Origin of the sequence: Streptomyces sp. NPDC058401 (assembly GCF_042722885.1) — a bacterium.
GTDB lineage: Bacteria > Actinomycetota > Actinomycetes > Streptomycetales > Streptomycetaceae > Streptomyces.
Genome location: NZ_JBHXKA010000010.1, coordinates 58,672 through 81,881, shown reverse-complemented (window position 1 = coordinate 81,881; position 23,210 = coordinate 58,672). Strand labels below are relative to the sequence as shown.

Annotated in this window: 21 protein-coding genes; 11 read left to right on the top strand and 10 right to left on the bottom strand. The window is 71.2% G+C overall.

Annotated features, from left to right (window positions below; translation table 11 throughout):
- Positions 1-163: 163 nt before the first annotated feature.
- Positions 164-886 carry a hypothetical protein gene (locus tag ACFWNV_RS05830; RefSeq protein WP_383941062.1) on the top strand — a complete coding sequence of 241 codons (723 nt, stop codon included), beginning with the start codon at positions 164-166 and terminating at the stop codon, positions 884-886.
- A gap of 58 nt (positions 887-944) precedes the next feature.
- Here the strand turns inward: ACFWNV_RS05830 and ACFWNV_RS05825 are convergent, their stop codons facing one another.
- The gene (locus ACFWNV_RS05825; RefSeq protein ID WP_383941136.1) at positions 945-1,784 is read right to left on the bottom strand and encodes a hypothetical protein; all 840 of its coding nucleotides are present in this window, start codon (positions 1,782-1,784) and stop codon (positions 945-947) included.
- A gap of 182 nt (positions 1,785-1,966) precedes the next feature.
- On the bottom strand, positions 1,967-2,698 hold the full coding sequence (locus ACFWNV_RS05820; protein ID WP_383941059.1) for an SDR family NAD(P)-dependent oxidoreductase: 732 nt from the start codon (positions 2,696-2,698) through the stop codon (positions 1,967-1,969).
- A 94-nt stretch (positions 2,699-2,792) separates the two neighbouring features.
- On the opposite strand from ACFWNV_RS05820, the gene ACFWNV_RS05815 reads away from it, so the two are divergent.
- Together ACFWNV_RS05815 and ACFWNV_RS05810 are read left to right on the top strand one after the other, a co-directional pair.
- A complete protein-coding gene (locus tag ACFWNV_RS05815) occupies positions 2,793-3,644 on the top strand; it encodes a LysR family transcriptional regulator (protein ID WP_383941056.1) in 852 nt (283 codons plus the stop codon).
- A 24-nt stretch (positions 3,645-3,668) separates the two neighbouring features.
- Positions 3,669-3,929 (top strand): DUF6193 family natural product biosynthesis protein, encoded by a 261-nt coding sequence (locus tag ACFWNV_RS05810; protein WP_383941053.1) that lies wholly within the window; start codon positions 3,669-3,671, stop codon positions 3,927-3,929.
- Here the strand turns inward: ACFWNV_RS05810 and ACFWNV_RS05805 are convergent.
- Positions 3,842-4,924: a hypothetical protein gene (locus ACFWNV_RS05805; protein ID WP_383941050.1), complete on the bottom strand. Its 1,083-nt coding sequence runs from the start codon at positions 4,922-4,924 to the stop codon at positions 3,842-3,844. The genes ACFWNV_RS05810 and ACFWNV_RS05805 overlap by 88 nt on opposite strands.
- A gap of 223 nt (positions 4,925-5,147) precedes the next feature.
- Here ACFWNV_RS05805 and ACFWNV_RS05800 point away from each other — a divergent pair, with 223 nt between their 5' ends.
- On the top strand, positions 5,148-6,200 hold the full coding sequence (locus ACFWNV_RS05800) for a hypothetical protein (protein ID WP_383941047.1): 1,053 nt from the start codon (positions 5,148-5,150) through the stop codon (positions 6,198-6,200).
- 225 nt (positions 6,201-6,425) lie between these two features.
- Here ACFWNV_RS05800 and rox read toward each other — a convergent pair whose 3' ends face one another.
- Positions 6,426-7,979, bottom strand: a complete 1,554-nt coding sequence (gene rox / locus ACFWNV_RS05795; protein WP_383941044.1) for a rifampin monooxygenase — start codon at positions 7,977-7,979, stop codon at positions 6,426-6,428.
- A gap of 179 nt (positions 7,980-8,158) precedes the next feature.
- On the opposite strand from rox, the gene ACFWNV_RS05790 reads away from it, so the two are divergent.
- From ACFWNV_RS05790 to ACFWNV_RS05760, 7 genes are all read left to right on the top strand, one after another.
- Positions 8,159-8,728 carry a DinB family protein gene (locus ACFWNV_RS05790; protein WP_383941042.1) on the top strand — a complete coding sequence of 190 codons (570 nt, stop codon included), beginning with the start codon at positions 8,159-8,161 and terminating at the stop codon, positions 8,726-8,728.
- A gap of 102 nt (positions 8,729-8,830) precedes the next feature.
- Positions 8,831-8,971, top strand: a complete 141-nt coding sequence (locus ACFWNV_RS05785; RefSeq protein ID WP_383941039.1) for a hypothetical protein — start codon at positions 8,831-8,833, stop codon at positions 8,969-8,971.
- 118 nt (positions 8,972-9,089) lie between these two features.
- Positions 9,090-9,812 (top strand): hypothetical protein, encoded by a 723-nt coding sequence (locus ACFWNV_RS05780; RefSeq protein ID WP_383941036.1) that lies wholly within the window; start codon positions 9,090-9,092, stop codon positions 9,810-9,812.
- Positions 9,813-10,061: 249 nt separating this feature from the next.
- Complete coding sequence (locus ACFWNV_RS05775; RefSeq protein WP_383941033.1) at positions 10,062-11,411, top strand: discoidin domain-containing protein; 1,350 nt, start codon at positions 10,062-10,064, stop codon at positions 11,409-11,411.
- Entirely contained in the window at positions 11,411-12,736 is a 1,326-nt protein-coding gene (locus tag ACFWNV_RS05770) for an MFS transporter (protein ID WP_383941030.1), read from the top strand. The genes ACFWNV_RS05775 and ACFWNV_RS05770 overlap by 1 nt, the downstream gene beginning before the upstream one ends.
- On the top strand, positions 12,733-13,779 hold the full coding sequence (locus ACFWNV_RS05765; RefSeq protein ID WP_383941027.1) for a TolB family protein: 1,047 nt from the start codon (positions 12,733-12,735) through the stop codon (positions 13,777-13,779). The genes ACFWNV_RS05770 and ACFWNV_RS05765 overlap by 4 nt, the downstream gene beginning before the upstream one ends.
- A gap of 113 nt (positions 13,780-13,892) precedes the next feature.
- On the top strand, positions 13,893-16,235 hold the full coding sequence (locus ACFWNV_RS05760; protein ID WP_383941024.1) for a family 20 glycosylhydrolase: 2,343 nt from the start codon (positions 13,893-13,895) through the stop codon (positions 16,233-16,235).
- On the opposite strand, the gene ACFWNV_RS05755 is transcribed toward ACFWNV_RS05760, so the two are convergent.
- From ACFWNV_RS05755 to ACFWNV_RS05730, 6 genes are all read right to left on the bottom strand, one after another.
- Complete coding sequence (locus ACFWNV_RS05755; RefSeq protein ID WP_383941021.1) at positions 16,228-17,523, bottom strand: alpha-L-fucosidase; 1,296 nt, start codon at positions 17,521-17,523, stop codon at positions 16,228-16,230. The two genes, ACFWNV_RS05760 and ACFWNV_RS05755, sit on opposite strands and share 8 nt — an antisense overlap.
- A gap of 35 nt (positions 17,524-17,558) precedes the next feature.
- On the bottom strand, positions 17,559-18,536 hold the full coding sequence (locus tag ACFWNV_RS05750) for a hydroxyacid dehydrogenase (RefSeq protein WP_383941134.1): 978 nt from the start codon (positions 18,534-18,536) through the stop codon (positions 17,559-17,561).
- A gap of 95 nt (positions 18,537-18,631) precedes the next feature.
- A complete protein-coding gene (locus tag ACFWNV_RS05745; RefSeq protein ID WP_383941018.1) occupies positions 18,632-19,591 on the bottom strand; it encodes a carbohydrate ABC transporter permease in 960 nt (319 codons plus the stop codon).
- The gene (locus ACFWNV_RS05740) at positions 19,588-20,448 is read right to left on the bottom strand and encodes a carbohydrate ABC transporter permease (RefSeq protein ID WP_383941131.1); all 861 of its coding nucleotides are present in this window, start codon (positions 20,446-20,448) and stop codon (positions 19,588-19,590) included. The genes ACFWNV_RS05745 and ACFWNV_RS05740 overlap by 4 nt, the downstream gene beginning before the upstream one ends.
- A 206-nt stretch (positions 20,449-20,654) precedes the next feature.
- The gene (locus ACFWNV_RS05735) at positions 20,655-21,962 is read right to left on the bottom strand and encodes an ABC transporter substrate-binding protein (RefSeq protein ID WP_383941016.1); all 1,308 of its coding nucleotides are present in this window, start codon (positions 21,960-21,962) and stop codon (positions 20,655-20,657) included.
- 115 nt (positions 21,963-22,077) lie between these two features.
- A complete protein-coding gene (locus ACFWNV_RS05730; RefSeq protein ID WP_383941013.1) occupies positions 22,078-23,196 on the bottom strand; it encodes a substrate-binding domain-containing protein in 1,119 nt (372 codons plus the stop codon).
- Positions 23,197-23,210 lie beyond the last annotated feature (14 nt).

Genomic DNA, 23,210 nt, shown 5'->3' with positions numbered 1-23,210 from the left:
CCTGTTCACCGCAGTGCCCGAACGTCGGCCTGCTCACCCTGCCTGGTGGCCGGGCCCCCGGCCGCCGGCGGGTCGTCGGCCGAGGAAGCAGGATCTACGTCCAGGCCGAGCCGTCCACGGCGTGGGGCGTGTTCGACCTCAGCGGGGAGGAGAGATGACGGGCATGAACATCGAACAGGCTGTCGCAGAAATCGGGAACGCCGAGGAGGTACCCGGCCTGCCCACGGCCTGGCGTTGGTCTCCCATGTCGCGCTTCGTGTTCTCCCTCGCCATGGACACTGACGGGCAGTGGGCCTACCAAATGAACTCGCTGGACGTCCATGACGAAGGGCTGACCAGGGCTGTTCTAGATTTCGCGAGGCAGCACCGCCTCGGGCGCGGACCCGGACATCGAGCACTCGAAGTCGTCACCGGCTTCTCCTACGGGACCTACCGGTTCGATGCGGTGGCAGCGGCCGCACCGCCCGTGCACGGCTATCACCACGGGCGAAACGAAGCCCTGAACGAGGTCGTCTCAGCGGTCTTCCCCGCATACCGGTGCGAGTTCCGCGGAGACGAAAGCCTGGAGGAAGCCGTTCTGCGGTTCAAGCGCATGCTGCGGCCGACGATCATCTCCCGGCACCCGGTTCCGTACCTTCGGATGCGCTACGAGAACACCCGGACCGGTGGCGGCAGTGTGGGCCCGTCCCATGGGTTCACCACGCACGACGTGCTGCTCGGGGAGCTCGCGCTCCTCGAAGGGGCTCCGGGGAGTTTCGTGGAGTTCGAGAACTCTCAAGGCCAGGTGTGGAACGTCGAGTGGAACGATTCGTGGCGCGTGAACGGCGCGACCCACGACGGACCGCCCTCCGAAATCTGGGTGACATCGCGCTTGGGATGGCCGTAGACATCCCGCCGGCCCACATCCAGCTGCTTCCAAACCAGGCCAGACCTGCGGGCAGGATCTAGCGGGTCGACGATCCGGTTGGTCGGACCGAGCGCGGTTGGGCGCGCAGGGCAGGCAGCCGGGCACTGTCGTCCGTTCCGGCCAGGCTCTCGCCCAAGGTCAGGAGAGAGAGGATCCGCACGGGTCGACCGGCTGTGGCGGCGGCCTCCAGTTTGTGGTGGCCGTCGAGGAGGAAGTGAGTCAGGCCCCAGTGCACGAAGTAGTCGTCTCCCCGGTCGATGGCGGGCTGGCACACGTCCAGCGTGGAGATCGCCACCGCCGTGGGGACCGCCCCCTGCTCCATGAACCCGACGTACTCCTCGACGCGCTCCCTGTCGTTCCACGTCGGGGGAACCATGGGCACGATGAACTCGTAGAGGTGGGCGTTCGCATCGACGGCGGTCTCGAAGGTCCGGTAGTACGGGGTGTGCGGGTACTCCGGGAGGCCCCAGAACTGATCGACCCCCCACGTCGTGACCTGTTCGCCACTGAAGTAGTCGCCCTCCTTGCCGGGGATGACCAGCCGGGGTTCCACGTCCAGGAGCAGCGGAAGGTACTCGCCATCCGGCAGCAACGCGCCGAACGCATCGATCACGCCGCCGTCGTTCGGATCGTCCAGTGAACCGGTGAGCCGCTCCTGCATGCTCTCCAGGGACAGCTTCTCCCTCGCGGTCTCCAGCCGGCGAAACAGGAGCGGGCACGTTCCGCAGTAGAAGCTGAGCTCGAAGGCAGGCGCGTCGTCGACCATGAGCAAGCGTCGGCGTGGCCCGCCGCCGAGTTCCTGCAGTTCCGTATCGAAGTGCAGCCGCGCCTCGGAGGAAGGGACGCCGAGACTGCGGGGGTCGCCCGTTTTGATCATCACGGGCCGACCGTACGGGACGCCGTGCATCGGCTCTACCGAGTACTGAGCGGGTGTCTGGCGGGGCCACAACAGCGCCCTGAGCCCGCGCGTGGTGATCGCGTGGCCCTGAGCAGCGCCGGAACAGCCTGGGATGCCGTCCCCTGGGATCCGGCACGGGTGGGCGGTGACGGTCCTGCGCCTCACCAGGGAACTACGCCGGCGTCGTTGAAGAACTGGCCGGTCGGGCCGTCGTCGGGCAGGGTCGCGAGCTTGACGGCGATCGCCGCGCCCTGTTCGGGGGTGCGCACGCCGTGGAAGCCGTTGAGGTCGGTCGCGACGTAGCCGGGGCAGCCGGCGTTGATCAGGATGTTCGTACCGGTCAACTCCCGGGCGTACTGGAGCGTGACGGCGTTCAGGAACGTCTTCGACGGCGCGTACGCCGCGGACACCGGACCTGCCGTCTGCGCGGCATCGGGTCCTGACTGCCGGGCGAGGGAGCCTACGCTGCTGGACATGTTCACGATCCGTGGTGAGGCGGAGCGGTGCAGCAGCGGCAGCATCGCGTTGGTGACGCGAATGACGCCGATCACGTTGGTCTCCACGACCGTCCGGATGGTGGCGGGATCGACCCGGGTGGGTTCCTGGGGCATGGCGCCGGTGATGGCGGCGTTGTTGACGAGCACGTCGAGGCGTCCGGCCCGTTCCTCGATCAGCCGTGCGGCGGCGGTCGCGCTCGCGTCGTCGGTCACGTCCAGGGGTACGCCGAACGCCTCGACTCCGGCCGCGCGCAGTCTGTCCACCGCGGCGTCGCGGCGCTGTTCGTCGCGGGCGCCGACGCCGATGCTCCAGCCGAGTGCGCCGAGGCCCGCAGCGATCTCGTAGCCGATTCCCTTGTTGGCGCCGGTGACCAGCGCCGTCGTTCGTTCGCTCATGGGGACCATGCTGCTCGCCGGGCCCGACGGGGTCCAACACCGATCGAGTGGGCAGCGATACCGTCCGGGTATCGATCCGGGATACCGTGGCGGCATGGAGACCCGGGAACTGCGGTACTTCGTCGCCGTCGCCGAAGAGCTGCACTTCGGGCGCGCCGCACAGCGGCTCGGGATCACGCAGCCGCCCCTGTCCCGGGCGATCCAGCAGCTCGAACGCCGACTCGGGACAGCGCTGCTGGATCGGACCAGTCGTACGGTCACGCTGACCGAAGCCGGCCGGGTGCTGCTGGTCGAGGGCCGGGCGGCCCTCGACGCGGTCGGCGCGGCCGAGCGGCGGACCCGCCGCGCCGCGCTGCCCGCGACCGGCGGTCCCGGCCTGGTCCTGGTCACGAAGGCCAGCGCGTCCAGCGAACTGCTGGCGAAGCTGCTCGACGCGTATGCCGCCGAGCCCGGCGCGGTTCCCGTCGAGGTCATTCTGTGCGGCCCGGCGGAGCAGGCACGACTGCTCCGCGAAGGCCGGGCCGACGTGGCGCTGCTGCACCGGCCGTTCGACTCGACGGCCGGGTTCCACACCGAAGAGCTCAGCACGGAGGGCCAGGTCGCGGTCCTGCCGGCCGGGCATCCGCTCACCGCCCGGGCCCATGTGCGCATGGCCGACATCACCGGGTTGCCGGGTCTGCCCCTGCCGCGCTGGCCCGAACCCGACGGCACCTACCTGCCCGGCCCCGGCCCGCAGGTCCGCGACCACGCGCAGCTGCTCCAGCTCGTCGCGCTCGGCCGGGCCTGCGCGGTCTCACCGCAGTCGTGCCGCGCCCAACTGCACGCCGACCTGGCCGCCGTACCCGTGCTGGACGCGCCCCCGGTCACCACCGTGATCGCCTGGCCACCGCACAGCCGGTCCAGAGCCGTCGCCGACCTCGTCCGGACTGCGATACGGCTCCTGTAGGGCCGGCACGCCTGGCACCAGTACGTGTGCGGCACCGACGCGTTCACGAGCCACTGGGCGCTGCGGTTCTCGACCACCACCCGCCCGAGCCTCTCCACCGTCGGACCGGCGCTGTTCGCGGACGGCGACGGCACGTTCGGGGTGGGTACCGGCGTCATCACGCCGGGGGTGGCGCCGGGAACGGCTGAGCGCCCTGCCTACGGCGTGGCTTCCCGCCAGCGGTGGAGCGTTTCGCTCTTGTCGTCGTACGTGAGCCAGGTCCCGTCGCCGAGCGGGCGGACGTAACTGTCGGCGGGGCCCGTCGGATATCCGACCGTCCCGCGCGTCTCCAAGGTGCGGGCATCGAGCAGCCAGTGACGGGCCCGCTCCGGCTCCTCGTCGTATTCGACCGTCGAGGCGATGACGGTTCCGGCGTCTACGAAGCCACAGCTGTAGTCCCAGTAGGGCGGATCCTCGGCGTCGGACGGTTCCGGCGCCGCCTCGGAGAGGACGGCGCCGTCCAGGGTGTGCAGTTGCAGGTCGGCTCCGTAGTGCTCGACCGTCAGGAAGCCCGGGAGCCCCGTGTGGACGTCCGCCAGGATGCGGTCCATGGACGCGTTGAGGTCCCAACCCGTCAGGGTCTCGCCGTTCCAGCTCGCCCAGTGGAGCAGGATGCCGTCTTGGCCCATGCCGATGCACAGACCCATGTGGATGCCGTCGTGGTGGGAGACGTGATGTGAACCCGCGGCCGCGCTGTCCAGCGGCAGCCGGGCCAGTTCCCGTCCGTCGAGGGCGTCCAGGACGACCCAGTATTCCTGCCCGTCCGCTCCCCCTGCCCCTCCCCTTTCCTCCGGGTCCGTCACGACGTGCGCCCAGACGAGTCGGCCGTCGTCGGAGACCCGGCAGGATCCGTGTTCGAGTCCGCGGCACACCTCCTGGTCGTCGCCCGTGTGCGGGTGGCCGAGTACGGTCCCCCAGCAGCCGTGCCGGTACTCCCACAGCGTTTCGCCGTCCACGCCCACGGCCCTCACCGCGCGCTGGCCCGAGAACACCGCGAACGAGCCGTCGGGGCTCACCGAATGGACACCGTGTTCCCACCCTGGCCAGGGGACGGGGAAGACCGCGGCCGGTGCGCGCTCCCCCGCGAAGAGCTCGTACAGGTCGTAGACCCGCAGGTCCCGCCCCTTCCGGAGGAGGGCACGGCGCGGCCCGTCCCCACGCCCCTCGAAGGCGAAGCCGTTGACGAGTGCGTCCCCACCCGGCAGCTTCACCGAGTCACACATGTACGCGGTGATCAACATGGCCTGAAGATAACGGACCCGGTCGACGGCCGGACGGCCGGGCGACAGGGCGACAGGGCGACAGGGCGACAGGGCGACAGGGCGACAGGGCGACAGGGCGACAGTCCACGTCGAGGAGCCGTATCGAGGAGGAGCGTGCCGAACGACGGTGGGATCACGAGGTGATCCGCCGACGCCTGAGGCAAGATCAGGTGTGTTTTCTGTATGCCTAGGGGGGCGACTGATGAGGCGACTGATGCCGCTGGTCACTGCGGTGGTGGTACTTGGGGCGGTCGCGTGCGAGAGCGCGCCGGCCGCGAAGGGGTCCGGGGCGGTGAGCGGCGCCGAGGGAAGCAAGGGGTCCCCGGGCGCTGCGAAGGCGTTGAGCGCGGACGAAGCCCGCCGCCTGGCCGAGGAGGTCGACAAGCGTGCCGAGCAGGAGAGCCTGGATCCGGAGGTGATCAAGGCGTCCGCCGAAGGGCCGTGGCTGGACCAGCAGCTCGCCGCCGCCGACGCCGGCCGGAAGTACGGGACCAGCACGCCGCCCGGGCCCACCAACTCGCCCGAGGTCGCACCCGCTGTCCACGCCTGGGCGGGCGCCGGTACGGATGCGGGCGACCGGTGGATCCTGGCCGCGCGCGAGGTGAGCAGCCACACGGTCGGCGCCTCGAAGGAGTCTGCCGAGCTGCGCTGGACCCTCCACCACCAGGGAAAGGACGGCACCTGGCGTGCCGCCTTCCGGGCCTTCGCGCCGACCGTCGGAGCACTCCCCGAGCCCGCGGTCGGACCCGACGGCCAAGCCGTCACCGGCGGCGACACCTCACAGCTGGGCGCGGATCCGGCCGAGGTCTGCGGCCGCTACCACGATTACGGGAACAGCAAGGACGGTACGGACCCCTCGGACGCGGCATGGGACGCGGACATCGCCGCGGCGCGTGTGAAGAACGCCGAAGGACGCAAGGGGCTGTCCGCGCGACTCGGCAGGCCGAAGTCGCTCACGATGAAGCAGGAGCCCACGCGCACCCCGTACGGGCCCCTGTGGCGGACCGTGGACGGGGGTGCGCTGGTGGCCTGCCTGTCGGTGAACACGCTCACCGTCGACATGGGACCCGGCCGCTACCAGACGTTCACCTCCAGCGGATGGACGGGGACGACCGGCATCCGCTGGAACGGTTACACCCAGACCCAGCTGAGCATGACGGTGCTCAAGATCCCGGCCGGACCGGGCAAGGTGTCCGTCGCCGCCGAGGTGTCCTGGCCCTACACGTTCGACGGCACCCGCTACAACGGCAGCTGAGACCGCATCGTCAGCGAGGGTGCCGCGAGCGGTCCCCGGGGCGGGTTCGGGGCGGGCGGGTGGTGGAGGAGCTGAAGGCGCTGAAGGTACTGAAGGCTCTCTACCGGGTGACGCGGGCGAACTGGGCCGACGGGCACGGGAATGACGGGGCCGCGCGGTGCCATGCCGAGGCGGAGCTCCGTAACGAGGGGGGGGTCGGCGGGCCCGCCTGCGCACCCTTTCCGCCTACCCCGGCACGCTCACCGACCCGGGCGTGGCGGTGCCGAACCACTTCGGCAGGTGGGGGTCCAGGTCGTGCTGGTTCTCCCCGGCCCACACGACGTGGCCGTCGGGGCGCAACAGCACGGCGGGTGCGTCGAGTTCCTCGCTGACGTCGACCACGTGATCGATGCGGTCCTCCCATCCGGAGACCGAGAGCCGGCCGGTCTGGTCGAGCAGGAGTCCGCGGCCGGCGTGCATCAGCTCGTAGAGGCGCCCCCGCTTCAGCCGCACGTCCCGCAGCCTGCGGCCGAGCAGTGCGTGGCCCTCGCCGAAGTCGTAACGGACCTCGACCGCGGTGATCATCCCCGTCACGTACCGGTTCACCTCCTCGAAGTCCATCAGCTTCGCGAACAGTTTCCGCAGTGCGGTGGGACCCGCTTCGCTCCCCATCAGCGTGATCTGTGCGCGGGTGTTGTCCAGTACGGCGGCGCCCACCGGGTGGCGTTCGGCGTGGTAGCTGTCGAGGAGATCCTGCGGGGCCCAGCCGTTGACGGCGGCGGCGAGCTTCCAGCCGAGGTTGAAGGCGTCCTGCACGCCGAGGTTGAGTCCCTGGCCGCCGGTCGGCGGGTGGATGTGCGCCGCGTCGCCCGCCAGCAGGATCCGGCCGACCCGGTAGTGCTCGGCCTGCCGGGTGGCGTCGCCGAAGCGGGACAGCCAGCGCGGCGAGTGCACCCCGAAGTCGGTTCCGCCGAAGGCCCGTAGCTGCTGCTTGAACTCCTCCAGCGTCGGCGCGCTGCGGTCCTCGGACACGCCGTCGGCAGGGACGATGATGCGGCACGACCCGTCCTCGCCCGCGTGGACGCCGAAGCGGAGCTGGGTCTTGTTGACCTCCGCGACGACGGCGGCGATCGTCTCCGCATCCGCGGCCACCTCCATCTGGCCCAACAAGGTCTCGACCGTGGCGGGCTCGCCGGGGAAGCCGACGCCGAGCAGTTTGCGCACCGCGCTGCGGCCGCCGTCGCAGCCGACGAGGTAGCGCGAGCGCAGGCGCGTACCGTCCGCCAGCTCGACGGTCACCCCGTCCTCGTCCTGGCTCAGGCCCACGGCTTCGCAGCCGCGCCGGATCTCCGTACCGGCTTCGAGGGCGTGCTCGCCCAACAGCCGCTCGGTGACGGGCTGCGGGATGGCGAGGCCGTACGGGTGCGCCGTGTCCAGCCGGTCCGGCCACGGCTTCATGATGCCGCCGAACAGGCCGCCGACCTGGAACTTCTCACTGACGGCGAGGAAGCGGTCCAGCAGGCCGCGCTGGTCCATCAGCTCCACGCTGCGCGCGTGCAGGCCTTGGCCGCGGGACTCTCCGGTGGGCCGGGGCAGCTTCTCGACCACGACCACGCGGACGCCGTGCAGGCGCAGCTCGGCGGCCAGCATCAGGCCGGTCGGCCCGCCGCCGACGACGATCACGTCCGTCGTGTCCGTCGTGTCGGTCGTGTCGGTCGTGTTGGTTGTGTCGGTCGTGTTGGTTGTGTCCGTCGTGCTGGCAGTTTCGGCAGTTTCGGTCGTCTGGGGCACTGCAGTCATCACGCCATCACCATTTCCACGGGTTTCACCTTCGGTCGGTGATTCTGCGTCACCACCAGGGCCTTGCCGCAAGCCCCCCGGTGCGCTATAAGTTGAGAGTGGCAAGGAGTGGGAAAACCTCCTTGCCATTCTGCGTTCCGGGGGAAATCCGCTGGCGAGCCGTTCCCCGGCGAACGAGCATGGACCGCATGAGTGATCAAGGCGAGCGATGGACCCGGTCGACCATCTACCCCGACATGTGGGTGGACCCGGACGACGACCCCCGCAACAGCGGCGGGAACAGTGCGGAGGGTGAGCTCGCAACCCTCCAGGACTTCCTCACGGACTACCGCCTGACCTTGCGGATGAAGTGCGAGGGCCTGGATCCGGAGCAGCTGGCCCGCCGGTCGGTCCCGCCGTCGACGATGTCGCTGCTCGGCCTCCTGCGGCACCTCGCCGAGGTGGAACGGGACTGGCAGAACTGGATCACCGACGGCGAGCCGCTGCCGAAGCTGTACGGAGTGCGCGACGGGGACTTCGAGGGAGCCGTCGCCGACCAAACCGTGGTCGACGGCGCGTACGCCGATCTGGAGCGCGAGCAGGGCCTGACCGATGCGGCGCTGGCCGCGCATCCGGATCTGGGCGAACGGCTGGGGAAGGACCGGCTCCCGGTGCGGGAGCTGATGGTGCACCGGGTCGAGGAGTACGCCCGGCACTGCGGGCACGCCGACCTGCTGCGCGAATGCGTCGACGGGCGGGTGGGCCAGTGACCGGGGGCGGTCCAGTCGGGGGCGGTCCCCTCGGCGGCGATCCCGTCGGGGTCCGGTCGCGGGTGGCTGGATAGGCTTTCGCCCCATGAGCGTCACAGGGCGGTGGAGACGAGCGCGCCGGGGCGACGGCCCGGCGGGCTGGTGCTGTTCCTCGCCCTGGGGATGACCCGGACCGCTGTGGTCCACCTGCTCACCCTGTTCCTGCCGCCCGCCGTGCTGATCCTGGCCCTGCTCGCCCTCTGACGGAGGCGGCGGAGGGGGCCCGCGGAGGTCCGCGGGGACCGGCAGGGCCGTGTACGGGGACGCGCGCAGCCCGTGTGACCATGGCTTCCTTCGCACATCAGCACCACATGGGGGGACCATGCGCACCCGTACCACCACCGCTTCGGCCGGCCTCGCCGCCATGCTCGCGGCGACCCTCGTCCTGTCCGGCTGCTCGGCGTCCGAGGGGAGCAGGGCCGGGAAGGGGGCAGGGGCCGGGAACCCGGCAGCGGCGTCCCCCGCTCCGGTGCCGGCCGGCGGCGGGTTCGAGGGGCCGCGGCCGCAGGACCAGAACCTGCTGGCCTGGACCGGGGACCCGAACGACGCGGGGCACGTCACCGCCCAGTCCGCGGCCGGGGTCGGCGGACGGGTCACCCTGGTGCGGATGGTGCTGCGCGAGCAGCTCACCTGGTCCAGCATCTGGCTGGGGCTGGCCGGCATCGACCCGAACGCCCAGCTGTCCAACTGCTACCTCGGCGTGTACGACGCCAAGGGCACCCTGGTCGCCTCCACCGCGGACGTCTCCCCGCAGCTGATGACCGACGCGATAGCCAAGCCGTTCCCCCTCGCCAAGCCCTTCACCGCCGCCCCCGGCACGTACTTCGTCGCCCTCCTCCTCAACGGCAGCTGGGCCACGAACGCCCTCACCCTGAAGGCCACGGGCGCCGGGATCTCGGTGAACGCGGGCCTGAACCCGCCCAGCCTGCGCTACAGCACCGTCCTGACCGGTCAGACCTCGCTCCCGGCGAGCGTGAACCTCGCCGAGCAGTCCACGAGCACGATCAACACCGGCTGGGCCAGCCAGTGGTACGCGATCTCCTGAACGCTCCCGAGGCGCGTGCCGCATCCGCCTCGAAGCTCCTGCCGCGAATGACTAGTAGGAAAGTTTCCTGTTTGCTAGCATCCCGCTTCGGCGGCCCGGCGCGGTGCCCGCATCCGCGGGCATGACGCGCTCAGCGAGAGCTCTGACCCGGCCGCCGTGACCACGCCCGCCCTTGCCCTCAACCGGGCGGGGGCGCAGGGTCTCGTACCGGTGCCAGCTCTCGCCACCCACCAGGCCAGGGAGTCAGGAATGCGCCTGAACACCCCCAGCACACCTCATGTTCACACACCGCGCCGCACGGTCGGCGTGGTCATCACCGCCGTACTTCTCCTCGTAGGCGCCATGTTGCTCGCCTATCCCGATCGGGCCGGCGCCGCCGCCGACCCCCTCATCTCGCGCGGCAAGCCCGCCACGGCTTCCTCCGCGGAGAGTTCGGGCCTCGGTGCGCAGAACGCCTTCGACGGCAGCTCCACCACCCGGTGGGCCAGCGTAGAGGGCAAGGACCCGCAGTGGATCCGCGTCGACCTCGGCGCGAACGCCAACGTCACACGGGTGGCGCTGCGTTGGGAGGCCGCGTACGCCAAGACGTACCGGGTCGAGATCTCCGCCGACGGCACCACCTGGACCCGGCTCGCCAACGAGACGGCCGGGAACGGCGGCACCGACGACTGGACCGGCCTCTCCGGCAAGGGCCGCTACCTGCGCGTGTACGGAACCGCCCGCGGCACCGCCTACGGGTACTCCCTCTACGAGGTCGAGGTGTACGGCACCCCCGACGGCGGGACGCCCCCGCCGACCGGCGCCTTCACCGTGGTCGCCGCCGGCGACATCGCCGCCCAGTGCACCGCCTCGGACAGCTCCTGCGCCCACCCCAAGACCGCGGCGCAGGCCCAGAAGATCAACCCGAAGTTCTATCTGACGATGGGTGACAACCAGTACGACGACGCCCGGATCTCCGACTACCGGGCCTACTACGACACCTCGTGGGGCGCGTTCAAGGACAAGACCCGTCCCGTGCCGGGCAATCACGAGACCTACGACCCGGCCGGATCGCTCGCCGGCTACAAGGCGTACTTCGGTGCCGTCGCCTACCCCCAGGGCAAGAGCTACTACAGCTTCGACGAGGGCAACTGGCACTTCATCGCGCTCGACTCCAACTCCTTCGACCAGAAGGCCCAGATCGACTGGCTCAAGGCCGATCTCGCGGCGAACTCCAAGGGCTGCATAGCCGCTTACTGGCACCACCCGCTGTACTCCTCCGGCGGTCACGGCAACGACCCCGTGAGCAAGCCGGTTTGGAACATCCTGTACGGCGCCAAGGCCGACCTCGTACTGAACGGGCACGACCACCACTACGAGCGGTTCGCCCCGCAGGACCCGAACGGGAAGGCCACCGCCGACGGGATCACCGAGATCGTCGGCGGCATGGGCGGCGCCGAGCCGTACGACATCGAGAACGTCCAGCCCAACAGCCAGAAGCGGATCAGCGGTACGTACGGGGTCCTGAAGCTGGACTTCACCGACTCCGGCTACGGCTGGAGCTACGTCGCCACCGACGGGACGACGAAGGACACCAGCCCGAAGTACACCTGCCACTGATGTACCTGGCCACCACTGGCCGCCGGGCCGCTCCGGCCCCGCCCCCCGTCACGGGGGCGGGCCGGCGCGTCCCCGCCGCCGTCCTGGCGCTCGGTACGGTCAGCCTCGTCACCGACGTCTCCTCCGAAATGGTCAGCGCGGTGCTCCCGCTCTACCTCGTCCTGGGACTCGGCCTGTCCCCCCTCCAATTCGGCTTCCTGGACGGGCTGATGGGGGCGGCCGGCGCGGTCGTGCGGCTGCTCGGCGGACACCTCGCCGACCGCGGCCACCGGTACAAGCACGTCGCGGGGATCGGCTACGCCGTCTCGGCCTGCTCCCGGCTCGGCCTGCTGCTCGCGGGCGGCGCCACCGGCGGGATCGCCGCGGCCCTGGCCGCCGACCGGGTCGGCAAGGGCATCCGCACGGCGCCCCGCGACGCGCTGATCACCCTCAGCAGCCCTCCCGAGGAGCTCGGCCGGTCCTTCGGCGTGCACCGGGCCATGGACACCACCGGCGCCCTGCTCGGCCCGCTCGCCGCCTTCGCCCTGCTCTGGGCGACCGCGGGCGCGTACGACGCGGTGTTCGTCGCCAGCTTCTGCTGCGGCCTGCTCGGCGTGCTGCTGCTGGTGCTCTATGTTCCCGGGCACCACCGCCCGGCCGCCGCGCCCGGCCCGGCTCCGACCCGGAGCAAGGCCTTCGCGGCGCTGCGCGACCCCGGCTTCCGGCGGATCCTGTGGGCCGCCGCCCTGCTCGGCGGCGCCACCATCGGCGACGCCTTCGTCTACCTGCTGCTCCAGCGCCGCCTCGGCCTGGACCCGGGCTGGTTCCCCCTGCTGCCGCTCGGGGCGGCAGCGGGCTACCTGCTGCTGGCCGTCCCGGTGGGCCGGATCGCCGACCGGGTCGGGCGCCGGCTGCCGTTCCTGTACGGGCACCTCGCCCTGCTCGGCGCCTACCTGGTCCTGCTCGCCCCGGCCGGCGGGCCCGTCCCGCTGCTCCTCGCGGCCGTCCTCGCCCTGCTCGGGGTGTTCTACGCGGCCACCGACGGGGTGCTGATGGCCCTCGCCGGGCCGGTGCTGCCCGCCGGGGGCCGGGCGGGCGGGCTGGCCGTGCTCCAGACCGGCCAGGCAGTGGCCCGGATGCTCGCCGCGGCGGGCTTCGGCGCCGCGTGGACGGTGTGGGGGCCGCGGCCCGCCCTGTGGGGGGCGACGGCGGTGCTGCTCGCCGCGCTGGCGGGCGGCTGGGCGCTCCTGCCGCGCGATCCGGGAACCCCTGGAGCCACCGGAGCCCCGGAAGCCCGAGCCGCGGAGCCCGCAGCACCCCCCACCAGCGAGAGGAGCACCTCATGACCACACCGCTCACCGGGCCCGCGCCCGCACGCCGGCTCGGCGCCCGGGCCCGTACCGCCGTCACGGTCGCCGCGGTCCTCCTCCTGGCGGGCTCCGCCACCGGGTACGCCCTGCACGCCGGGCACCGGCCGGCCGGCCAACGGGGCGGCGCCGACGCCTCCTTCACCCTCGGCGGTCCCGCCCTGTACTTCCGCGACTCCGCCACGGGCCGGGTGGCGCACCAGCCCCTCACCGCGACGGAGGGTACGGCCGGGCGCACCGCGGGCGGCCCCGTCTGCGACCGGTTCCACGCCGCCGGGGGCACCGCGCTCTGCCTGCGCGCCGAGCCCGGGGTACTGCCGAAGACGTACGCCGTCGTCCTCGACCGGAGCCTGCGCGAGGTGAGCCGGACGACCGTGCCGGGGGTTCCGACGCGGGCCCGGGTGTCCGCGTCCGGGCAGATGCTCGCCTGGACGGTGTTCGCCAGCGGGGACTCGTACTCCACCACCGGCTTCTCCACGCGGACGGCCGTCCTGGACCTGCGCACGGGGTACTTGGTGAAGTCCCTGGAGGAGATACCGCTCACGATCGACGGCGTCCGGTACCACTCCCCCGATGTGAACTACTGGGGCGTGAGCTTCGCCCGGGACGACAGCCGGTTCTACGCGACCGTCTCCACCAAGGGGCGTACGTACCTCGTCGAGGGGAACATGTCCGACTGGTCGGCGAGGACGCTGCGGGAGAACGTCGAATGCCCCTCCCTGTCGCCCGACAACACCCGGGTCGCCTTCAAGAAGAAGGTGTCCGGCGATCCGGCCGCACCCTGGCGGCTGTACGTACTCGATCTGCGGACGATGGCCGAGACCGCGCTCGCCGAGACCCGCGGCGTGGACGACCAGGCGGCCTGGACGGACGACGGAACGGTCGCCTACGCCCTGCCGGGCGCGGGCGGTCGCGCCAGTGACATCTGGAGCGTCCCCGCGGACGGCACCGGAGCACCCCGGCTGTCCGTCGCGGGCGGGTCGTCGCCGGTGGCGGTGGCGGGAGCCGCCGACGCGCGGTGATGCTCAATGATGCACAGTAGGCCGCCACTTCGAGCATCTATTGACATAGACCTGTCACTACGCTGCACTGTGGCCACTCCCTCCGGCAGTCACGGCCGGAGGGAGATGCCGCCGTGATCACCTGGGGACTCGCCATGCGTCTGCTCAGATTCCTGACCGCCTCCGCGCTGGCCCTGGCCGCGTTGTCCCTGCCCTCCGCCGCCGGGGCCCAGCCCCTGCGGGCCGGGGCGGCCGTCGCCGCCGCGCCGCCGCAGACGGTGCCGGCCCTGCGGCAGTGGACGGCCGGCAGCGGGGCGTACGGCTTCACGAGCACCAGCCGGATCGTCGTCGATCCCGCCCACACCGCGCAGCTCTCCGACGAAGCGGCCACGTTCGCCGAGGACTTGCAAGCACTGGCCGGGCGGCCCGTGGCCGTGGTCACCGGGAGCCCCTCCCCCGGTGACATCGCCCTGAGCCTGGGCGACGGCTCGCTGCCCGCCGAGGGGTACCGGATGACCGTCGGACCGTCCCTCGCCATCCAGGCCGGGACCGACGCCGGGGCCTTCAACGGCACGCGTACGGTGCTGCAGTTGCTGCACCAGTCGGCCTCCGTGCCGGCCGGCACGGCGGTGGACTGGCCGACCAAGGCCGAACGCGGGCTGATGATCGACCAGGGGCGGAAGTTCTTCACGGTCGACTGGGTCAAGCAGCACATCAAGGAGCTGGCCTACCTCAAGCTCAACTACTTCCACTTCCACCTGTCGGACACCTTCGGCTTCCGCCTGGAGAGTTCGACGCACCCGGAGATCGTCTCCGCCGACCACTACTCCAAGCAGGAGATCGCGGAGCTGATCGCGCTGGGGCAGAAGTACCACGTCACGATCGTGCCCGAGATCGACACCCCGGGGCACATGAACCAGATCCTGGCCGCCCACCCGGAGCTCAAGCTCAAGGACGCCTCGGGCACGGCCAGTTCCGAGTTCATCGACCTTTCCCTGCCCGGTACTTACACCTTGATCAAGGACCTGGTCGAGGAGTACCTGCCGCTGTTCCCGGCCCCGTACTGGCACATCGGCGCCGACGAGTACGTCACGGACTACGCCAGGTACCCGCAGCTGCTCAGTTACGCCCGCGCCCACTACGGTGCGAACGCCACCGCCAAGGACACCTACTACGGGTTCGTGAACTGGTCGGACGCCCTGGTCCGCTCGGCCGGCAAGACCACCCGGATGTGGAACGACGGCATCAAGTCCGGGGACGGCACCGTCTCCCCCGACGCCCGGATCCTCGTCGAGTACTGGTACAGCTACGGGCTCACCCCCCAGCAGCTGGTCAACGCCGGGTACACGGTCGCCAACGAGTCCTGGACGCCGACCTATTACGTGCTCGGCGGCGCGAAGCCGGACACCAAGTGGATGTACGAGACCTGGACCCCGGACCGGTTCGAGGGGGGCAACACCATCAATGACCCTGCGAAGAACCGCGGTTCACTGATCCACGTGTGGTGCGACAACCCGAACGCCGAGACGGAGACGCAGATCGCCGCCGGGATCATGTACCCGCTGCGCGGGCTCGCCCAGCAGACCTGGGGTTCGCCGAAGCCCGTGGCCACGTACGCGGCGTTCACGCCGATCGTGGCCGCGATCGGACACCACCCCTCCTGGCCGGGGGTCGCCCAGCCGGGCAACCTCGCCCGCAACCGCCCCACCACCGCGTCCAGCACCGAGACCGCGAACTTCCCGGCCGCACTGGCGACGGACGGCGATCCGGGAACCCGGTGGTCGAGCGCGTACACCGACCCGCAGTGGCTGCAGGTGGACCTCGGCTCCGCCCAGGCCGTCAACCGGGTGGTGCTGCGCTGGGAGGCCGCGTACGGGAAGGGGTTCCAGATCCAGGTCTCCGACGACCAGAGCACCTGGCGCACCCTGTACTCCACGACCAACGGCACCGGCGGGGTCCAGGACCTGACCAGCCTGTCCGGCTCCGGCCGCTACATCCGGGTGTACGGGACCCAGCGCGGCACCACCTACGGCTACTCGCTGTACGAGTTCGAGGTGTACGGAGGCCAGTTGAGCGGGGCACGGACCCTCACCGCGGCCGGCAAGGCGCTCGACGACCCGGCGAGCTCCACCGCCTCCGGCACCCAGCTGATCACCTGGACCCCGCACGGCGGCCCCAACCAGCAGTGGCGGCTGACCCTCACCGGCGACGGCAGCTACACGATGGCCAACGGCTCGTCCGGGCTCTGCGCGGACGTGGCGGGCGGCTCCACGGCTCCGGGTGCGGCGGTGGTCCAGACCGCCTGCGGCAGCGCCGACAGCCAGCGCTGGCTGGTCACCCCGCTCGGCTCCGGCGACTACGCGGTGGCCAACAAGAAGAGCGGGCTGCTCCTGACCACCGCCTCCGGCACGGACGGGGCCCTGGCGAGCCAGCAGTCCAACAGCGGCTCCGTCTACCAGCGCTGGCAGATCAGCTGACCCCGGGCGGGGGTCCGGCTGCCTCGGGCGGCGGTCCGTCAGTCTCGGGCGGCGGTCCGGCTGCCGTCACCGAGGCCAGCCGGGCCCCGGGTCCGGTCAGCCGGATCCGCAGCTCGCGCACGGTGCGGGGTTCCACCCGGTGGACGCGCCGGACCCCCACCGTGTGGCCGGAGGCGATCAACAGGCCGTCCGCCCAGACCTCGTGGCCGTCCACGCGCTGCCCCCGGGCGAGGTCCTCGCGCAGCTCCACGTGGTCCACGCGGACGGGCCGGCCGAAGTCCGCGAGGAGCTCGTCCCCGGCGGCCGTGAGGGCAGCGGTGACGGGATCGCCCAGTCGCCGCTCCAACTCCGCGGTGAAGGCGAGGAGTCGCTCCCGGTCGGCGTCGTCGATAAGACCGCGCCGGTCGGGCGGGACGCCCAGGAGCAGACCGGCGCCCAGCCCTACGGAGGAGTACCAGATCTCCAGGAGCTCGTCGCGGCTCTTGAGGGTGTCGTGGTTCCCGGGCTGCCAGAACCAGTCGCCCCGGATGGGGACATCGCATTCGGGCGGCAGGTAGGCGGCCGCTTCGAGCTCGGAGTGGCGGTCGTCGTACAGGCTGATGTCCGTGGAGTGCGTGACGTAGCGGCAGGGGTCGGCGGCGAGCCCCTCCTCGTTCCCGACCCAGCGGATCGTGGGACGCCCCATGTTGAAGACCATGGCGTCCGGCTGGTGCCGGTCGACGACGGCCATGACGGCGTCCCAGTCGTACGTGCGCCCCTCGGAGCCCGCACCGTCGAACCACAGCTCGCACAACGGGCCGTAGCGGGTGCAGAGTTCGGTGAGCTGGCGGAGGTAGAAGGAGTCGTACGCGGTGGGCTCCTCGTAGCACTCCGCGTTGCGGTCCCAGGGCGAGAGGTACAGCCCGAGGCCGAGGCCTGCCTCCCCGCAGGCCCCGGCCAGTTCGGCGACCACGTCGCCCGCTCCGTCCTTCCAGGGCGAGGAGGCCACGGAGTAGGCGGTGGTGTCGGTCGGCCAGAGGCAGAAGCCGTCGTGGTGCTTGGCGGTCAGCACGACGTACTTCGCCCCGGCCTCGGTGGCGGTACGGACCCACTGGCGCGCGTCGAGCCGCGCGGGCCGGAAGGTGGCCGGGTCCAGGGTCCCGTCGCTCCACTCGACGCCGTTGAAGGTGTTGATGCCGAAGTGCAGGAAGATCCCGAATCCGGCTTCCTGCCAGGCGAGTTGTCCCGGCGTGGGCGCGAGGGGGCTTGCGGCGGGACCGGCGAGTGGGGTGGGCGGACCGAGTGTCATGGCGGGTGGGCTTTCGGGGGTCGGCGGCGGGGCGTTCAGGCCGAGTGGGCCAGGCTCGCCGGGTGGACGGCGTAGGCGAAGGGAAGCCCTCGGGCGTACCGCTCCAACTCCTCGGCGGCGCAGGCCGCGAGGCGTCCGAGTTCGTTTCCGAGGGATCCGGCGATGTGCGGGGTGAGCAGCACGTTCGGCAGGTCGTAGAGCGGAGATCCGGCAGGCAGGACGTCGGGGTGGGTGACGTCGAGGACGGCGTGCAGCCGGCCGGAGACCAGCTCCTCGGTGAGTGCGTCGGTGTCGACCAGCGTGCCGCGCGCGGTGTTGACGAGGGTCGCGCCGTCGCGCATGAGGGCGAGGCGTCGGGCGTCGACGAGGTGGCGGGTCTCGGGGGTCTGCGGCGCGTGCACGGTCACCACGTCGCTGCGGCCCATCAGTTCGTCCAGGTGGACGGGTTCGACCCCCAGGGCCCTGGCTTCGTCCCCGTCCAGGTACGGGTCGTGGACCAGCACGTGGGCGTCGTAGGGGCGCAGCAGCTCGATGACGCGGCGGCCGATGCGCGAGGCTCCGATGATGCCGACGGTCCTGCCGTAGTTGCCGATCGCGGGGTACAGGGTGAGCGGGCTGATCTGGCTGCGGGCCTCCCGGTAGGCCCGGGCCGTGGTGAGGACGCGCTTGTTGGCGAAGACGATCGCCGCGACGGTGAACTCGGCGACGGGCCGGGCGTTGGCCTCGGCCGCGCTCGTGACGCTCAGCCCGCGCCGCCAGGCCGCTTCCGTCATCAGCCCCTTCACGGTTCCGGCGGTGTGCACCACCGCGCGCAGCGCCGGGAGGAGGTCGAGGGCCTGCTCGGTGAGGGGCGGGCAGCCCCAGCCGGTGAGGAGGACCTCGGCTTCGCGCAGCCGCGCGGGGTCGGCGGTGGCGAAGTCGGTGACCAGGTGCGCGGGGTCCAGCAGCGCGGTGGCGCCGAGCCGGGCCAGGGCCTGCTCGTCGAGCAGGGCGGCCTTCGTGGCCCGGTCCATGGCGAGGAGGGTACGCGGCTTGCGGGGCCCGCCGGGCTCACGGGCGGAGTCGGGCTCGCGCGTGGGGTCGGGCTCGCGCGTGGGGTCGGAGGCCGTCACTTGAGCGCTCCCGCCGAGAGTCCGGAGCGCCAGAACCGCTGCAGGCCGACGAAGGCGAGGGCGAGCGGGACGACGGCCACCAGGGATCCGGTGATCACCAGGGAGTAGAACTCCGGTCGCTCGAGAACGAATTGGTTCCAGCTGTAGATGCCGAGCACCGCCGGATACAAGTGCTGGTCGTTGAGCATGACCAGCGGGCCGAAGAAGTTGTTCCAGCTCCCGGTGAAGGAGAAGAGGAAGAGGGTCATGAAGCCGGGCAGGAGCATCGGCAGCGAGATCGAGCGGAAGACGCGCAGCTCGCTCGCCCCGTCGATGCGGGCGGCCTCCAGGACCTCACCGGGTACGTAGCCCTCGGAGAAGACCCGGGCCAGGTAGACGCCGAAGGGGTTCACGAGCGCTGGGACGAGCACCGACCAGTAGGTGTTGACGATCCCGACCTCGGAGGCGAGGAGGTATTGCGGGAGGGTGATGATGACGCTGGGCACGAGGGTGCCCGTCAGGACGAGGCCGAAGAGCGCGCCCTTGCCGCGGAACTCGTACTTGTCGAAGCAGTATCCGGCGGCGACGCTGATCAGCGAGGACGCCAGTGATCCGACGACGGAGTAGAGGAGGCTGTTGAGCAGCCAGCGGCCGAAGATGCCGTCGCCGTACGTGAAGACGGCCCGGAGGTTGTCGAAGAAGTGGAAGTCTCCGAAGGCGAAGCCCGCCGTCCCGAAGAGGTCGGCGTGGTTCTTGGTGGCGGCTATCAGCAGCCAGGTCAGCGGCATCAGGGTGTAGAGGACCGCCACCAGGAGCACTGCGTTGACCACGGCCCTGGAGGCCATCGCGCCGCTCCGGCGCGGCCTCGCGGCCGTCTTGCGAGCCGCCCGTCGGGCGGTCGGGGCTCCGGGTGCGGGCGCCGGTTCGGCGCCGGGAGCGGCCTCGGACGGGGCCGAGGGGGCGGTCTGGGTGCTCATGCCGAGTCACCTCGCTTTCCGATCCGGGTGACGACGTAGGAGAGGGTGCCGGCGACGAGGGCCACGATGAGGGAGGCGGAGGAGGCGAGGCCGTAGTCGTGCCGCTCGAAGGCCGCCTTGTAGATGAACATCATCGGGGACCAGTCCGAGCCCATCGAGCCGGACCGCTTCGAGAGGAGCATCGGCTCGCCGAAGATCTGGACCACGCCGACACAGGTGAACAGGAGCGTGAGGAAGACGGCGGAGCGGATCATCGGCAGTTTGATCCGCAGGGCGATGCGCAGTTCGCCGGCGCCGTCCATGACGCCCGCTTCGATGACCTCGCGGGGCACGGCCTGGAGCGCGGCGAAGAAGATGATCATGTTGTAGCCGATCCACTGCCAGGCCGCGACGTTCACCAGCGAGGGCAGGACGCTGCCCGGGGCGAAGAAGTCCCACTGCCCGCCCGCCGCCTCGATCCAGTCCAGGACCGGGCTCAGGCCGGGGGTGTAGAGGTAGGTCCAGATGATCGCCGCGATCAGTCCGGGGACCGCGTGCGGCATGAAGACGGCGAACTGGACCAGGCGCTTGGCCTTGGCCGCGGCCGAGTCGACGAGGAGGGCCAGGGCGAGCGCCGCGCCGATCATCACCGGGATGTACACGGCGCAGTACGCGGCCACGTGCAGGAAGGAGGTGGTGAAGCCGTGGTCACCGAGGGCCTTGGTGTAGTTCCCGAGTCCGCTGAAGACCCGTTCGGTGCCGCCGAATCCGAGGCCCGAGGACTGCTCGGTGAAGAAGCTCATCCAGAGCGCGTACACGACGGGCAGGATCAGGACCGCGATGAAGAGCAGGAAGAACGGGCCGAGGAAGACGAGCACCGCCCTGCCCTGGCCTGGCCGGTGCACGGGGGCGGCGCCGCGCGCGGAACGAGTGAGTGGTGCTGCCACCGGATCTCCTTGGTGGTGCGCTGCGGAGGAACGGACGGGGATGGACTTCGAGGCCGGAGGGGCCGGAGGGGCCGGAGAGGCGGAAGGGGCGGGAGCGGGGCCCGGGGGCCGGGAGGGCTTCGGGCCCCGCGCGGCGCCTACTTCGCGAGGTTGAGCCCTCGGCCCTTGATGGCCGCCTCGGCGGCGGTCTGGCCGGCCGCGAGTCCGTCGGTCAGGGTGCCCTTGAGGCCGGCGTCCTGGATGGCGGTGTTGGTCGCGGTCTGCACCGGTCCCCAGACCCAGCCCGGGACGATGGTGTCGACCTGCGCGCCGGCGATCTCGTAGACCTTGTCGCCGCCGAAGAAGCCCTTGTCGTCGAAGGCCGCGGCGGCGATCGGACGCAGTTCGGGGCTGGCGGGCAGGCTGCTGCTCGGCGCCTTCAGGCTGCTGAGGCGGGCCTTGACCCCTTCGGGGCTGGTGGCCGCCCACGTGGCGAACTCGGCCGCTTCCTTGACGTGCTTGCTGCCCTTGGTGACGGCGTAGCTGGTGCCGCCGAACATGCCGGTGGCCGGGGTGCCCCAGTGCGGCAGCGGGGCGACGCCCCACTTGCCCGAGTCCTTGGCCAGAGCCGTCATCGTGCCGCCCGCGCTCCACGAGGCGCCGATGAAGCTGGCGATAGCCCCGTCGGCCTTGGCCTTCGCGATCTCCGGGCCGTTGAACTTCAGGTTCGTCACCAGGTCGTCCTTGACCAGGCCCTGCCAGTACGAGGCCACCTTCTGCGAGGGGGCGTCGTTGATGTCGACCTTCCAGCCGTCACCCTCGGTGCCGTACCACTTGGCACCGGCCTGCCAAGAGAGCGCCGCCAGCATGGGCGCGTCGTCGTTGCCCCAGCTGCCGATGCGCACGTTCTTGTCGGAGGCCTTGATCTTCTCGGCGGCGGCCTTGTACTCGTCCCAGGTCTTGGGGACTTCGACGCCCGCGTTCTTGAAGAGGTCCTTGCGGTAGTAGAGGAGGTTGGGCGTGGCGTCGTACGGCACGGCCCAGGTCTTGCCGCCGAGGATCACCCGGTCCTGTACGCCCTGGGGGAACTTCGCCTTCACGGTGGCGCCGGCCGGTGCGGTGATGTCCTCCAGGAAGCCCTGGCTGACGAACTCGGGGAGGGTCGGGTACTCGATGCCCGCGACGTCGGGAGCGTTTCCGGCCTTGATCGCGTTGCTGATCTTGGCGTATCCGTCCGGTCCGCCGGTGATGGCCGAGAAGGTGACCTTGATGTTCGGGTGGGACGCGTTGAAGGCGTCCACCACCTGCTGGGCACCGCCGGTCCAGCCCCAATAGGTCAGGTTGACCGGCTCCTTGGGGGCTTCGGCCTGGGGCGCGGCGCCCTCGCTCCCCCCGCAGGCAGTGGCGAAGAAGGCCAGCGAGAGAGTGGCGAGGGCGGCGCGGGAGGTACGGGAAGTGAGCTTCACTGCTCTGCTCCTCAGATGCGAGCCGTCGATGCGGCGAGGTGATGCACATCATTCGGCCAGAGGAGAAGGGAGTCAATAGAAAAGGAAACTTTGAGAAAGGAAAGCGAAGTAACAGTTAGGCCTCTAGCCCCGAGACCTCACTGGACGCCCGCACCCGCAGCTCGGGAAGGATGGCGATCCGCCGCCGGGGCCGGCCCGGCTCGCGCAGCCGGCGGACGAGCAACTCCACGCCGGTGACACCGACTTCGTGCTTCGAGGGCGCCACCGCGCTCAGCGGCAGGTCCGCCAGGGAGGCCACCTCGTCGTCGTACGAGACCAGCGCGACGTCGCCCGGTACGGCCAGCGAGGCACCGCGCAGCCGCTGCATCAGCACCATGGCCTCGTGGTCGGGATGGACCAGGGCGGCGTCGACGCGTCCCTCCCGCACCGCCGCCACGAAGGCGTCCATCACCTGCTCGTAGGCGGTTTCGCCCGCGCCGTACTCCGCGAGGTCGAGGAAGAGCGCGTGCCCGGCGGCGTCGGGGCCGGCCTCCTCCATCGCCGCGAAGTAGCCCTTCTTGATCCAGGGCGCCGTGGGCGTCCCGCCGCGCATGACGAGGGCGATCCTGCGGCGCCCCGCGTCCAGCAGGTGGCCCACCGCCAGTCTGGCCCCGTACCCGTGGTCCGTGCCGACGTGCTCGGCGGCGGAGGCCTGCTGTTCGGGGCGGCGCTCGATCAGGACGACGGGCACGCCGAGCTCCTCGTACCACTGGCCGCCCGGCCTGCCGTCGCCGGCGGAGGGGGCGAGCAGCAGCCCGTCGACGCCGTCCGCGACCATTCGCGCGGCCTGCGCCTTCTCGGTGTCCACGTCGTACGTGGACACGGCCAGGGTCAGCCGCACCCCGAGGGCGTCCGCCGCCTCCCGGGCCCCCTTGATCACCTCGGGGTAGTAGTACGCGGAGGACGGCACGATCAGCCCGAGGACCAGCGGCCGGCCGGTCCCGGCGGCGGGAGCGGCCGAGACGGCGCGGGCCGCCGCCGGGACCGCGGTCGCGGGGGCGGTCTCCGCCCAGTCCTCGGGGAGCATCGCACCCCCGTGCACCCGGGCCAACAGGCCGCGTTCGGCGAGGACTTCGATGTCCTTGCGCACGGTCACCACGGACACGCCGAGCTCCGCCGCGAAGTCCGTGACGCGCATCGATCCCGCTTCGCGGACCCGGCGCAGGATCGCCTGCTGTCGTTCCTCTGCGTGCACGGTGGAGCTCCCCT